At 40.0% G+C, this 12,539-nt stretch carries 17 protein-coding genes and 1 pseudogene; 16 read left to right on the top strand and 2 right to left on the bottom strand.

Annotation, left to right across the window (positions count from 1 at the left end; genetic code table 11):
* Positions 1–978: an ABC transporter ATP-binding protein gene (locus tag JCM10596_RS06190; RefSeq protein WP_025026363.1), complete on the bottom strand. Its 978-nt coding sequence runs from the start codon at positions 976–978 to the stop codon at positions 1–3.
* A gap of 586 nt (positions 979–1,564) precedes the next feature.
* Entirely contained in the window at positions 1,565–2,161 is a 597-nt protein-coding gene (locus JCM10596_RS06180) for a rhomboid family intramembrane serine protease (RefSeq protein WP_025026362.1), read from the bottom strand.
* Between the two features lie 66 nt (positions 2,162–2,227).
* Between JCM10596_RS06180 and acpS the strand changes: the two genes are divergently transcribed.
* The 16 genes and pseudogenes from acpS (at position 2,228) to JCM10596_RS06105 (ending at position 12,507) form a co-directional block, all read left to right on the top strand.
* Positions 2,228–2,596, top strand: a complete 369-nt coding sequence (gene acpS / locus JCM10596_RS06175; protein ID WP_025026361.1) for a holo-ACP synthase — start codon at positions 2,228–2,230, stop codon at positions 2,594–2,596.
* A gap of 77 nt (positions 2,597–2,673) precedes the next feature.
* Entirely contained in the window at positions 2,674–3,510 is an 837-nt protein-coding gene (locus JCM10596_RS24180) for a LolA family protein (protein WP_051541196.1), read from the top strand.
* Positions 3,504–3,680, top strand: coding sequence for a DUF4367 domain-containing protein (locus JCM10596_RS31245; protein WP_369345607.1), 177 nt, complete (start codon positions 3,504–3,506; stop codon positions 3,678–3,680). The genes JCM10596_RS24180 and JCM10596_RS31245 overlap by 7 nt, the downstream gene beginning before the upstream one ends.
* A 200-nt stretch (positions 3,681–3,880) precedes the next feature.
* Positions 3,881–5,056, top strand: a complete 1,176-nt coding sequence (alr, locus tag JCM10596_RS06165; RefSeq protein WP_025026360.1) for an alanine racemase — start codon at positions 3,881–3,883, stop codon at positions 5,054–5,056.
* A gap of 180 nt (positions 5,057–5,236) precedes the next feature.
* Positions 5,237–5,488 (top strand): CopG family ribbon-helix-helix protein, encoded by a 252-nt coding sequence (locus JCM10596_RS06160; protein WP_304502746.1) that lies wholly within the window; start codon positions 5,237–5,239, stop codon positions 5,486–5,488.
* Positions 5,489–5,491: 3 nt separating this feature from the next.
* Positions 5,492–5,841, top strand: a pseudogene (locus JCM10596_RS24175) (type II toxin-antitoxin system PemK/MazF family toxin).
* A gap of 227 nt (positions 5,842–6,068) precedes the next feature.
* Positions 6,069–6,587, top strand: coding sequence for a nitrogen regulation protein NR(II) (locus tag JCM10596_RS06150; protein ID WP_025026358.1), 519 nt, complete (start codon positions 6,069–6,071; stop codon positions 6,585–6,587).
* 23 nt (positions 6,588–6,610) lie between these two features.
* Entirely contained in the window at positions 6,611–7,609 is a 999-nt protein-coding gene (locus JCM10596_RS06145; RefSeq protein ID WP_025026357.1) for a sensor histidine kinase, read from the top strand.
* A 47-nt stretch (positions 7,610–7,656) separates the two neighbouring features.
* Positions 7,657–8,493 carry an RsbT co-antagonist protein RsbRA gene (rsbRA, locus tag JCM10596_RS06140; RefSeq protein ID WP_025026356.1) on the top strand — a complete coding sequence of 279 codons (837 nt, stop codon included), beginning with the start codon at positions 7,657–7,659 and terminating at the stop codon, positions 8,491–8,493.
* A 15-nt stretch (positions 8,494–8,508) separates the two neighbouring features.
* Complete coding sequence (locus tag JCM10596_RS06135; RefSeq protein ID WP_025026355.1) at positions 8,509–8,868, top strand: STAS domain-containing protein; 360 nt, start codon at positions 8,509–8,511, stop codon at positions 8,866–8,868.
* Between the two features lie 3 nt (positions 8,869–8,871).
* A complete protein-coding gene (locus JCM10596_RS06130) occupies positions 8,872–9,273 on the top strand; it encodes an anti-sigma regulatory factor (protein ID WP_025026354.1) in 402 nt (133 codons plus the stop codon).
* Between the two features lie 23 nt (positions 9,274–9,296).
* A complete protein-coding gene (locus JCM10596_RS06125) occupies positions 9,297–10,301 on the top strand; it encodes a PP2C family protein-serine/threonine phosphatase (protein ID WP_025026353.1) in 1,005 nt (334 codons plus the stop codon).
* 53 nt (positions 10,302–10,354) lie between these two features.
* On the top strand, positions 10,355–10,681 hold the full coding sequence (locus tag JCM10596_RS06120; RefSeq protein WP_025026352.1) for an STAS domain-containing protein: 327 nt from the start codon (positions 10,355–10,357) through the stop codon (positions 10,679–10,681).
* Positions 10,678–11,151 (top strand): anti-sigma B factor RsbW, encoded by a 474-nt coding sequence (rsbW, locus tag JCM10596_RS06115; protein ID WP_025026351.1) that lies wholly within the window; start codon positions 10,678–10,680, stop codon positions 11,149–11,151. The genes JCM10596_RS06120 and rsbW overlap by 4 nt, the downstream gene beginning before the upstream one ends.
* Positions 11,123–11,908 carry an RNA polymerase sigma factor SigB gene (gene sigB / locus JCM10596_RS06110; RefSeq protein WP_025026350.1) on the top strand — a complete coding sequence of 262 codons (786 nt, stop codon included), beginning with the start codon at positions 11,123–11,125 and terminating at the stop codon, positions 11,906–11,908. The genes rsbW and sigB overlap by 29 nt, the downstream gene beginning before the upstream one ends.
* Positions 11,905–12,507, top strand: a complete 603-nt coding sequence (locus JCM10596_RS06105) for a SpoIIE family protein phosphatase (protein WP_025026349.1) — start codon at positions 11,905–11,907, stop codon at positions 12,505–12,507. The genes sigB and JCM10596_RS06105 overlap by 4 nt, the downstream gene beginning before the upstream one ends.
* Positions 12,508–12,539: the final 32 nt, after the last annotated feature.

Below are 12,539 nucleotides of genomic sequence, written 5' to 3'. Positions count from 1 at the left end.
TTAGACCTCCTCATCCTCATAAAGAAAGCAACGCACGAAACGACTAGGCTCTACTTCTTTAAGAGTTGGTTTTTCAAGATGACAACGGTTCAAGGCCTGACTACATCGAGGAGCGAATCGACAGCCCTGTGGCATTTGATCAGGTAACGGTACATTTCCTTTGATCGATTGCAGGCGTCCAATTTCTCCTTCTAATGTAGGTACCGAAGCAAGAAGTCCTTGTGTGTAGGGATGGTAAGGCTTATCAAATAACTGATCTACCGTTGCCTCTTCCACAACTTGTCCAGCATACATAACAATGACTTTCTCAGCGAGATCAGACACGACTCCTAAATCATGGGTAATGAGTAAGATAGAAGTGTCAAATTTATTCGTTAAGTCTTTCATTAACTCTAGTATTTGAGCTTGAATCGTTACATCAAGAGCTGTGGTAGGCTCATCAGCAATCAGTAATTTAGGATTACAGCTCATGGCAATGGCAATCATGACGCGCTGCCTCATTCCGCCTGAAAGACGGTGAGGATAATCGTGAATAATTTCAGCTGCACGAGAGAAGCCAACCATCTCTAGTAATTCGATTGCTTTTCGTGTAGCTTCTTTTTTTGTAAGATTTTGATGGTAGCATAATACTTCAGTTAATTGTTCGCCAATTGTTAATACAGGATTAAGGGAGGTCATGGGTTCTTGGAAAATCATAGAGATATTATTTCCGCGTACCTTACACATTTGACTCTCAGACAAATCTAGCAAGTTGGTTCCATCGAACAGGACTTCTCCGTCAGAGATTTCCCCACCAGGTGTAGGGACTAACCTCATAATGGAGAGAGAGGTCATGCTTTTTCCGCATCCTGATTCACCTACTAATGCAACCGTTTCACCTTTCATGATTTTAAAGTCTACTCCATCGACAACAGGCAACACTTTTTTCTTACTAACGAAACAGGTCCTTAAGTTTTTCACTTCCAGTAAAGCTGACATGATGTGTCACCCCTCTATTATCTATACTACGTTTTGATTGTTCTTGGTTGTTTGCCTATTGTGATCGATTGTTGATCGATTGTTCAGATTGTATATTCATAAAGAAATGGGGATGTACATGATAAAAAAAATTATTCAGAAAATTCGTCATGATTCGACTGACAAACATTTCGAATTGGTATTTTTAGACTCCCCAAGCATTATAAACTGGCTTTATAATAGCATAGAATCAATCTCTTTTCTAGTCATTTATGGAAAAACATACTAGTGCAAAATACCCATTTTAGTTGTATTTTTATCTTAGTTTATATAGGTATAAATATGTATTATATACATATAAGGATGTATTTTTTATGCATTTTACAAGGCGTGCTTCGAGCCAAAAACCTTTGAAAGTAAGCGCTTTCTTTGGGGTGAGGGGGTTTAATGCAGAAATATAGAAAAAGATGGCGCATTTTTATAGGAAATCTTTATTTTTTAAAAGGGAGGCTATAAAAAATAAAACAAAGCAACATGGAGGTAGGGAAAACAACAAGCGATCATTCTTCATCGAAGGGAATGATCGCTTGTGGAAATCTTATTAAATTTAGTAGCCTTTTTGTTTGGGGAAAATAACGGGTCCCAGAAGTGTTCCGCCAACGAAGCCAAACAGATGACCTAATATGTTAATGCCAGGCATAACAGCCGTATAAATGGCACCAATAATCAAGACGGTTGTGACGATTTGAGCTGATCCTGGATCAATCAAATCCTGGCGGAAAAAACGCATGTAGAAATATAAGCCAAGCAACCCATAGATGGCCCCTGAAGCACCTAAGTGCATATAGTCCCCCGCTTCGAATAAAAATGTACCTACATTCCCTATAAATCCAGCAAATAGGTATAAAATAGTGAATCTGAAGCCGCCCAAGATTCGTTCAAGAGCAGGACCGAAAATAAGCAGGGAAAAACTGTTGAATAAGACATGCCCTAACCCAGCATGTAAAAAAACAGGGGTAATTAATCTCCAGTACTCTCCTGCGGCAACGAAGATATTGATGCCTACACCCCAATAGTGGATATATGTATAATAGGATGGAATGAAAATGGAGAGGAGAAACAACCCTAGATTAATGGCTAACAGCCCAGTGACGATGGGATAGAGTCGAATAAATTGATCAAATCGTTCATAACGAATAAACAAGAATCATGCACCTCACTTTACTCAATAGTTTACCACATTTTGATCTAGAAGGTTGTGATGAAGAAGATGATTAAGGGAATTGGAACTGATTTAGTGGAAATAGCTAGGATTGATCAAATACTGAAAGAGCAGCCGCGTTTTGTAGAGCGCATATTGACAGAGCAAGAAAAAAAATATTTTTCGGGTCTTAGTCCCCTTCGACAAACAGAATTTGTAGCTGGGCGTTTTGCTGCCAAGGAGGCGCTCTCAAAGGCTTTACAGACGGGGATTGGTCCACATTTCAGCTGGAAGGATGTGTCTATTCTGCCTTCAGAAGGCGGTGCGCCACAAGTCATTTGGCATGGCAGGCAAGAAAGGTTCTCTACTCACATATCTATTACACATACGGCTGAGTATGCACTGGCTTATGTTGTATTAGAAGAAAAAAATTCATAGCATGTCAAGCTAGTCTGCATATCTTCCACTTCTAAGACATAGATATTTATCGTGAAACTTATGAAGGGGATGATGATATGAAAAAGGGATTTCTTCTCGTCGCTCTGCTTGCTCTCTTGATCGCTGTCTTAGTCGGTTGTGGCAGTAAGGGTGAAGAAGATGTAGTTGGAGATTTAGCCAACAAGTTAGAAACATTAAAAAGCTACAAAATGGATGCTAACCTTGTCTTGCAGACAGGACAAGAACCACAGGAATATGAAGTAGAAGTATGGCATCAGAAACCTGAGTATTACCGCATAGGCTTAAAAAACAAAGAAAGAGATGTAACTCAAATTATTTTGCGGAATGATGACGGAGTCTTTGTCTTGACCCCTCACCTGAATAAAAGCTTTCGTTTTCAAAGTGGCTGGCCAGAGAATCATGGACAGGTCTACCTATACGAATCTCTCATTAAGGATATTTTAGCAGATAAGAATCGACAGTTTACCACTGAAGGAACTCAATATGTATTTGATACAGCAGCTAATTACCAGAATAAGATGTTGACGCATCAAAAGGTATGGATTGGAAAAGACCTCACTCCATCAAAAGTACAAGTGATGGATGCAGATATGAAAGTAGTTGTTGAGGTGGTATTCTCCAATGTTGAATTTGATTATGCTTTTGAGAATGACGCCTTTGATATGCAACGCAATATGCAAGGGGCGATGCTACACTCCTTGACGGTCATGGCTGAAGAAGCGGAGGATAGTCAAGCCAGTTTCGGAGTGTATCATCCAACCTATACGCCAATGAACGTTCAATTGGTGGAAGAAAAGGAAGTTGTTCAGGATGATCGCCCATGGTGGTTCTTCGTTATGAAGGGGACTACAATTATAGTATCATTCAGGAAAGACCACGTTCAAAAATGGTGACAATGCCCTCAGGAAAGCCGGTTGATTTAGGATTTACGGTGGGTGTCATGACGGAGAGAAGCTTGTTATGGACCTACGATGGAGTGGATTTTAAACTTACAACGGGAGATCTTCCAGAGGAAGAGATGGTTTCCATAGCTCAATCCGTATTCGGGCAATCCAGTAAATAAAGTAGACTTCTATCAGATGGAGTGTTTCCTCCACTTGTTGGTTAGCTCACTTACCGACGGTTAAAACGTGATAAAAGAGATGTTTTTTGTTGTCTAAGAAGAGTGGGGAGTCCTATTCTTCTTTTTCTTTCATATGGCTTTGAACCTAAGGACATGATATATTTGGAACAGATTAGAGTATATCGAAGTAGGTGAACAGGATGAGGAAACAAGCTCCTTATTATCGACAAACATGGGCAGCAATAAATCTTGATGCGATCCATCACAACGTATCCTCCTATTATCAGTTCTTAAAAAAAGAGAGAGAAATCATGGCTGTTGTCAAGGCAGATGGTTATGGGCATGGGGCTATACAAGTAGCAGAAGAGGCACTAGCTGCTGGAGCAACCTGGCTAGGTGTCGCGCTACTTGAAGAAGCGATTGAACTAAGACAAGCTGGAATAAAAGCACCGATCCTGTTAATGGGTTATTTGGCGAATGAATATTTCTCTATTGCCCAATCTTATGATGTGTCTATCACGATCACCGATATAGAATCTTTTATTGATATCGAAAAGTACATCTCTGCTGAACATTCCGCCCTCCGCTTCCACCTTAAGATTGATACAGGTATGGGCCGCTTGGGTCTATGGGAAGAGGAACAATTAGATACTTTTATTTCTCTTTATAAGAAATACACCCAGCGTTCACATCCGAATTTGATGTGGGAGGGAATATTCACTCATTTTGCTACAGCAGATGAAAGAGATCAGAGTTTTCTAGAACGTCAGATTTCTAAATTCAATGAATATGTAGCTCGATTGCAGCAGGAGAAGATCACTGTTCCCTATATTCACTTGTCCAATAGTGCAGGGATCTTTCGTACAGAAGCGCTCCAATATGCGAATTTGGTCCGCTTAGGGATTAGTATGTATGGATTGTATCCTTCTGCTAATGTGCGAGAGGAGCTTCCTTTCCAACTGCAAGAAGCATTTACCTTGCATACGAAGCTTAGCTTAGTTAAAAAAGTGGATTCTCATGTAGGGATTAGTTACGGGCTTACGTACCGTACCAAAAAAGAGGAATGGATTGGCACTCTTCCCATCGGATATGCCGATGGCTGGGATCGTAATCTGTCCAATGCTTCTTATGTACTAATACAGGGGAAACGATTTCCGATAGTGGGACGTATTTGTATGGACCAGCTGATGGTTCGGCTTGATCAGGAATATTCAAGGGATACACCTGTTACACTGATTGGAAAACAAGGAGATCAAGAGATCAAAATAGACGATATTGCGAACACATTAAATACCATTAATTACGAAATTCCTTGTAAGCTTGCTAAACGTGTTCCAAGGATGTATTATAAGGAGAGTCAAAACGAAAAACAGTGAAATTTTCCATTAAGCAGGAATATGAGGGGCTCATGACGAATATTCTTTTTGGTGGAGTATAATTTTGTGTTTTGCACGACATAATGGTATTATATTAGTTGGTAATTGACTTAAAAATTGGTGTAATGGTGGATTGTTGGAGGTGCGGAGATAGTGTCCAATACGAATACGAAACGAATTATGATCAGCATCCCGCAACATTTGTTGCAAGAAGTTGATGGTGTGGTAGAACGAGAAAATTGCAATCGAAGTGAATTGATTCGTCAAGCCATGAAGATGTATTTGTATGAAAGGAAAAAACGTCATATTCGTGAAACCATGAAAAAAGGGTATATGGAAATGGCAAGCATTAATCTAAATATGGCATCGGAGGCATTTCTCGCAGAGGAAGAAGCTGATCATACCTTAGACCGCTTAGTAAGCGGGGTGTAGGATTTGATTGTAAAGCGTGGCGATGTATATTTTGCGGATCTCTCACCTGTTGTCGGATCAGAGCAAGGGGGCGTTCGCCCTGTACTGATCATACAAAACGATATCGGAAATCGGTTTAGTCCCACGGTCATCGTCGCAGCTATTACAGCGCAGATTCAGAAGGCTAAACTACCTACCATGTAGAGATTAGTGCGCAATCCTACGGTTTTGATCGAGATTCAGTCATCTTATTAGAACAAATTCGAACGATTGATAAACAACGCCTTACGGACAAAATCACACATTTAGATGAAGAAATGATGGTTAAAGTTGATGAGGCCCTGCAAATTAGTTTAGGACTCATTGAGTTTTAAAGTTTAAATAAGAGCCTGATCATCTCAAGGCTAGTTCAAAAAGCTCTTCCCTAGAATAAAGCGGAGGGCTTTTTATTTTTTATCTTATTTCAGAAAATTCTTAAATATATTGTTCGATATCCATCATTCGTAAATAGAAACCAGTATGATAATTTTTCCACTTTATTGGATATTTGTTATACAATAAAAAGATACCATCACTATTTCATGATAAAGGGGGAGAGTATGTGTGCCAGACTGTTCAAATTCCTGTGAAACAAGATGATGTGTTCTACCAAGCTTTAAGGGTCTTACCTCAAGCGATATGGATCGTAGATGGGGATTTTCAGCTTGTTTTTATGAATGTAAAGGGGAGCCACCTACAAGAAGATTCCAATCTTTCACTTGGAAAAAGTGTTTTGGATGTAGTTCTTACACCCGAAGAGGATACTAGATTCATAGATGCGCTTCATGAAGTAATGATAGACCAAACAGAGAAATCGGTTCAACGATGCTGTCTCTCAGGTCAGGGAGAAAAAACGTTATGGAATATTTTGCTTTCACCTATCAGGCTTTCAGAAGAAAAAAGCCAAAAGCCGTTGATTCTTCTCGCGTTTGAGAAACTGAATGAGCAACAAGTGAAACTAGAGCGAACGCTGAAGCAAGCCTATCATTTGGAAAGAATTATACATAGCATAGGGGGGCCGTTGGTCGTTTTCGATCAGGAGGAAGGAAGGTTCATGCCAACCCTTCATTTATCAGCCTGATTGGGGATGTCATTTATGATTCAGTGTCGATTCTTTCGGAGGAAATAAAGTCTCAGTTTGAATATTATGATTTTCGAGATAAGGTCATAAGAACAGAAGAACTCCCTGTTTCTTTGGCGATTAAAGGGGAGTATGTGACGAATTATGAATTAAAGCTGATTCATAAAAAAACGGGTGCAGAAAGCTATTATTTATGTAGTACGAGTCCTTTACATATTGATCATACGGATAGTCAGTATAATATATTGACGATGATGGATGTTTCGGCTGAAAATCGTGATGAGAAAAACCGCCGAGATTTTATTCAGATTGCAGCACATGAATTAAGAACCCCTTTAACCTCTATTAAGGGATTTACACAGTTGGTATTAGAAAGATATCGAGAGCGAGAGATGAAATGGTTTTTCCAACCAACGTTGAAATTAATGCAGGAAATTGATCGAGATCAAACCTTTTTTAAAGTTATTTTGGATGAAGCGATAAGACTAGACGAATTGACCAATGAACTGTTATCGATTTTTAAAATGGATCAAGGGAAGTTCGACATGAATTTACAAGTGTATGACATCTCGCTCATTGCTGAGGAAGCTCTCGATGAATTTATTATCCCGAATGAGTTTCATCATATTCAATACACCAATCATTTGTCAGAGGCGTATGTTTATGCCGATGTAAAGCAAATCAAAAGGGTGATCCATAATTTAATTTCCAATGCGGTCAAATATGCACCTCATCATCCGAATATTTGTATCGTATTAGATCAGCATCAAGGAGCCATTCGTTTTTCCGTTCAGGATCAAGGGATTGGGATCCCTGAAGAGCAGCAGGCGCGATTATTTGAGAGGTTTTTCCGTGCCCATACGGATGAGCATGAAGGAATCCATGGATTTGGTGTGGGATTACATATCTGTCAGGAGATCATGAGGCAGCATGGCGGTCAGATTAGTTTTACAAGTAAATACGGCGAGGGTAGTACTTTTTATTTTGAGCTTCCAATCTATCCAGTGTCTAATCTTACGTGAAGTAATGAGCAAATACCCATTCACAAATATATAGGAGTTGAAAAAAGATGAATCCCTATGTTTTGGAATATATAGAGCAAAATAAAGAGCTTTTAATAGAAAAATGGATGAAAGAAATTACAAGTGTACGGGAAGAACAGCGCCTACAGATGATTACGAATGAAGTCTATCTGATGACCAATCGCAAGTTTGCCCTCTTATTAATTGAAAGTATGCCCTACCAACTAGAAGAAAGAAGCGAACAGTTTAAACTGTTTGCCAAAGAGCAAATTCAACTTGGATGGCCGTTGCAATACTTGACAAAAGGGTTGCAAATTTTTAAAAAGGTATTAATGGAATCGATCCAAGAGATGGGTAGCAATCATCAGGTGCAAAATATAGATGTGTATCAAGAAATTCAGAATTGGATCGACTCGATTATCGATCAATTGATTTCAGAGTATACGGGGAATTGGGAAACGACGAGTACATTGCAAAAACTAGCTTTAAGAGAGTTGTCTGCTCCTTTGATTCCGGTGTTTGATGGAATTAGTGTTATGCCGCTTATTGGTACGATTGATACAGAACGTGCTCGTCTTATTATGGAGAACCTTCTAAATGGTGTGATTAAGTATGAATCTGAGGTGGTACTCATAGATATTACAGGGGTACCGATTGTCGATACAATGGTTGCTCATCATCTCATTCAAGCCTCAGAGGCCGTCCGTTTGGTGGGAGCCAAGGCGATTCTAGTTGGAATTAGGCCTGAAATTGCCCAAACGATTGTCAATTTGGGGATTCAATTGGGTAAATTTCAAACCACGAGTACGTTGCGTAAAGGAATTCAAGAAGCATTGGCTATACAGGGTAAGGAAATCATTCAAATTCAAGATGCTAAGTGCTAAAGGTGGTTATGGAAGATGAGTCGAATCCCAATTTTAAAACTAAAAGAGTATTTATTAATCTCCATTCAGATTGATTTAGATGATCATTCAGCGCTCCAATTTCAGGAGGATTTATTGAATCGAATTAGAGAAACAGAAGCGAAAGGGGCCGTTATTGATCTGACTTCTGTTTTATTGGTGGATAGCTTTATTGCCAAAGTATTAGGGGACGTTGTGCTAATGGCGAACCTTATGGGGACGAAAGTGGTATTAACAGGAATTCGTCCTGCTGTAGCGATTACCCTGATTGATTTAGGCATTTCCATGGACAATGTTCAAACGGCTCTAAATATAGAACAAGGCATGGCCAAGCTTCAACAGGAATTGGAGGGATAATCCGTGGAAATCCAATCCTGTATAGAAGTAAAGTCAGAATGGGATATTGTTTCTGCACGGCAGTCAGGTCGGTTAATGGCAAAGGAGATGGGTTATGGGGATGTAGATCAAGCGAGGATTGCTACTGCCATCTCTGAATTAGCTCGAAACATCTACCTGTACGCTAAAACAGGAGAAATACATATATCCTTGGTAGAGGAAGGGGGAAAACGAGGATTGCAAGTAATTGCAAGAGATCATGGACCTGGAATCTCCAATATTAGACAAGTAATGCAAGATGGATATACCACCTCAGGAGGACTGGGGGCAGGGTTGCCGGGGGTTAAGAGATTAATGGATTGTTTTACAATTGAATCGAAAGTAGGGGCAGGAACCGAAATCATAGCGATCAAATGGTTGAGATAGAAATAGAGAGGGGTGGACTATCTTTGAAGAACAAGATAAGAGAATCATATAAGAGAATTTTGTATGATTATCTTCGGACCAACGAAGAAGGGTATCTGTATGAGGGGCAACAGCTTAGCAAATCATTAATTGAAATAGGAGTTTCTCCAGAAGAAATTGTCAGCTTTCATATTGATTCAGTCAAAGGGTTTATCCCAGATCTCCAACCGGATATGTTGAACTCTTTTCATTTTTTACTAGAGGTGATGATTGGCTATGGCTTACAGTATAGGGAGCATCAGAGCTTAAGAGAAAAGCAGATCCAACTCTTCTCAGAGCTGGAAGTAGCTGCCCAGATGCAACAAGCTCTTCTTCCAGAAGTGCCTCGACATATCGCTGAACTTGAGATCGGTGTACTTAGTGTGGCGGCGAATCAGATGAGCGGTGATTTCTATCATTTTTTTCAAGATGTGAATGGGTATTTAGGAGTAGCTGTCGCCGATATTATTGGGAAGGGCGTTCCAGCAGCCCTATGTATGTCGATGATCAAATATGCCATAGAAAGCATGCCTGAACAAAGGCTGGAGCCGCATGCTTTATTAGGGAGTATCAACCGTGTCGTAGAAAATAATATTGATCCAAGTATGTTTATCACCATGATTTACGGCTCCTATAATCTCAAGAAACACTCTTTTAGCTATGCGACAGCTGGACACGAACCGGGTATCTACTATTCTTCTAGGGAGGATCGGTTTGAGGACCTTTGTCATAAAGGGCTTGTGTTGGGTTTATCGGCAGAAACTACTTATCAGCTTTTTGAGAAAAAAATAGAGCCGGATGACTTGGTGATTCTTCTTTCAGATGGAGTGACGGAAACGAAGAAGGAAGGAAAGTTTATTGAACGAAAGGATTTATGTGATCTGATTCAAAAATTCAGACAACTACCCGCTCAAGAAATGGTTGAAGCTGTTCATCAGGAGCTTGTCAGCTGGTCTAATTTTGAATTGGTGGATGATCAGACCTTGATTGTGATTCGAAGAAGGGTTTAGAAGGGTGAGGTTTCGGGTAATGAATGGAGAGTAAATAGATTCGGGGGATCAGGATGAATTTAGAAATCTCAAAAACGGTGGAGAAACACTCAACAGTGCTTACGCTCAAAGGTGAGGTGGATGTCTATACAGCTCCTAAGCTTAAGGAGGAGCTTTACTCTCTTTTAAGGATTTCTAATCACAAAGTCATTATCGATCTGTCAGAGGTTGAGTATATGGATAGTACGGGGCTGGGGGTATTCATCGGAGGGTTAAAAGCATCAAAACAGCATCAGAGTCATCTCACCTTGCGTAATGTAACTCCACGTTTAGACCGACTCTTTTCCATCACTGGTTTTGCCGAAGTTGTTGCTATCAGTCGAGGGGGGAAAAGTAGATGAAAATAAATGATTTTGTAGAATTGAAAATCCCAGCAAGAGCAGAGTATGTTGGAGTAGTTCGGCTTTTAATCTCAGGTGTGGCGAATCGCCAAGGATTCTCCTATGATGATATAGAAGATATGAAAATTGCCGTAGCTGAGGCATGTACAAATGCGATTACTCATGCATATAAAGGGCATGAAGGGCAAATTATTGTGGGCTGTACCGTCTACTCTGATCGTATCGAAATTATGGTCGTTGATCATGGGGAGAGCTTTAATCTCGAACAAATCGAAGGGAAGAAACGTCCGATTGATCACCATGCCCCGATTGAGGACTTAACTGAGGGAGGATTAGGTTTATTTTTAATTGATACTTTAATGGATAAAGTTGAGATATGCAACGACTCTGGTATTGTCATTATCATGACGAAATACAAGCGGAGGGACGAGGTGGAGAGGAATGACTATTCATACACAACAACCTCTTGAACAGGATGAGGTATACCAGTTGATCAAAGAATATCAACTCGAAAAAAATGAAGAAGTCCAAACAAAACTTGTATTGCATTATGAATCCTTAATCCAATCCATTGCCCGGCGATTTTCCAGGGGACAGGAGCTGTATGAAGATTTGATCCAAGTAGGAATGATAGGACTATTGGGTGCTCTGACAAGATTTGATTGTTCCTATGGTAGAAGCTTCGAAAGCTTTGCTGTCCCAACGATTGTGGGCGAAATGAAACGATATATTCGGGATAAAACGTGGAGTGTTCATGTTCCTCGCAGGATTAAAGAATTAGGTCCCAAAATAAAAAAAGCATTAGAAGAATTAACAACAGAATATCAACGCTCTCCTCATGTTCATGAAATAGCAGAATATCTAGGGGTTTCTGAAGAGGAAGTGCTGGAAACAATGGAGATGAGCCGAAGTTATCAGGCACTTTCAGTGGATAGTACCATAGATTCTGAACAAGAAGGTAGTTCTATTACCTTATTAGATTTAGTCGGTGAACAAGAGGAAGGCTATGATCGTGTTAATCAGCGGTTAACGATTGAAAAGGTTTTTCATGTTTTAACGGATCGAGAAAAGGAAGTGATTCATCTCACCTTTTTTCAAGGGTTAAGTCAGAAAGAAGCAGGGGAGGTATTACATATTTCACAAATGCATGTTTCTCGATTACAAAGAAGGGCCCTAAATAAATTAAAGGAAACATTAAAAGCCGGAACGTCGGAGTTGATGAAGTGATTAAACAGGTGATCTATTCTCGAGCGATTCTTTCGATATATCAACAACCTAAAAAAGGGGAAAGAATGTGTGGAGATATCTATTTTACCTATGACACAGAGCAGTACATCATCGTCGGGATTGCAGATGGTTTAGGCAGTGGTGAGGAAGCATTTCAAGCCGCTTCCCAGGTGTTACAGTGTTTGGAGCAATCCCACCATCTTTCTCTAAAAGAGATTTTTTTGCTTTGTAATCATCGACTTCACCATTCACGGGGGGCGGTGCTCGGAATCATGAAATTTTTTTATCAAGAAGAAGTGGTTCGATATGCTTCTATCGGTAATATTCAGCTTGTTTTGTTTCCCTCCCCGAATGAAGGAATCAGGGGCATACCTAGACCTGGTTATCTTTCAGGTAAGCCAATCCATGTTAGAGAGGAAGAGGTTCAAGTTAAAGGTCCTTTCAGATTTATCATGTATTCGGATGGCTTTCAAGTAGCTCCTTCCACTCTTCATTTTATCCAAAGTATGCCAAACAGCACCGTCAATCAAGAAGTGTTAAGACAAATAGGAGCAGAAGCAACGGACGATCTAACCGTATTGCTTGGAGAGGTTTTATAGGCTTTTTTAGGAGGGAAACAGGGAATCCTATA

Source organism: Caldalkalibacillus mannanilyticus JCM 10596 (assembly GCF_000615945.1).
GTDB lineage: Bacteria > Bacillota > Bacilli > Caldalkalibacillales > JCM-10596 > Bacillus_AT > Bacillus_AT mannanilyticus.
The sequence above is the reverse complement of the archived record's forward strand: the minus strand, read 5'-3'. Positions and strand labels throughout refer to the sequence as shown.

Bases quoted from the DNA above. Each gene is read 5' to 3' on its own strand.
- JCM10596_RS06160 (WP_304502746.1), top strand. From the start codon at position 5,237: ATGATCAGCATCCCGCAACATTTGTTGCAAGAAGTTGATGGTGTGGTA.
- acpS (WP_025026361.1), top strand. From the start codon at position 2,228: ATGATTAAGGGAATTGGAACTGATTTAGTGGAAATAGCTAGGATTGAT.
- rsbW (WP_025026351.1), top strand. From the start codon at position 10,678: ATGAAAATAAATGATTTTGTAGAATTGAAAATCCCAGCAAGAGCAGAG.
- JCM10596_RS31245 (WP_369345607.1), top strand. From the start codon at position 3,504: ATGGTGACAATGCCCTCAGGAAAGCCGGTTGATTTAGGATTTACGGTG.
- JCM10596_RS06135 (WP_025026355.1), top strand. From the start codon at position 8,509: ATGAGTCGAATCCCAATTTTAAAACTAAAAGAGTATTTATTAATCTCC.
- JCM10596_RS06190 (WP_025026363.1), bottom strand. From the start codon at position 978: ATGTCAGCTTTACTGGAAGTGAAAAACTTAAGGACCTGTTTCGTTAGT.
- JCM10596_RS24180 (WP_051541196.1), top strand. From the start codon at position 2,674: ATGAAAAAGGGATTTCTTCTCGTCGCTCTGCTTGCTCTCTTGATCGCT.
- JCM10596_RS06120 (WP_025026352.1), top strand. From the start codon at position 10,355: ATGAATTTAGAAATCTCAAAAACGGTGGAGAAACACTCAACAGTGCTT.
- sigB (WP_025026350.1), top strand. From the start codon at position 11,123: ATGACTATTCATACACAACAACCTCTTGAACAGGATGAGGTATACCAG.
- alr (WP_025026360.1), top strand. From the start codon at position 3,881: ATGAGGAAACAAGCTCCTTATTATCGACAAACATGGGCAGCAATAAAT.
- rsbRA (WP_025026356.1), top strand. From the start codon at position 7,657: ATGAATCCCTATGTTTTGGAATATATAGAGCAAAATAAAGAGCTTTTA.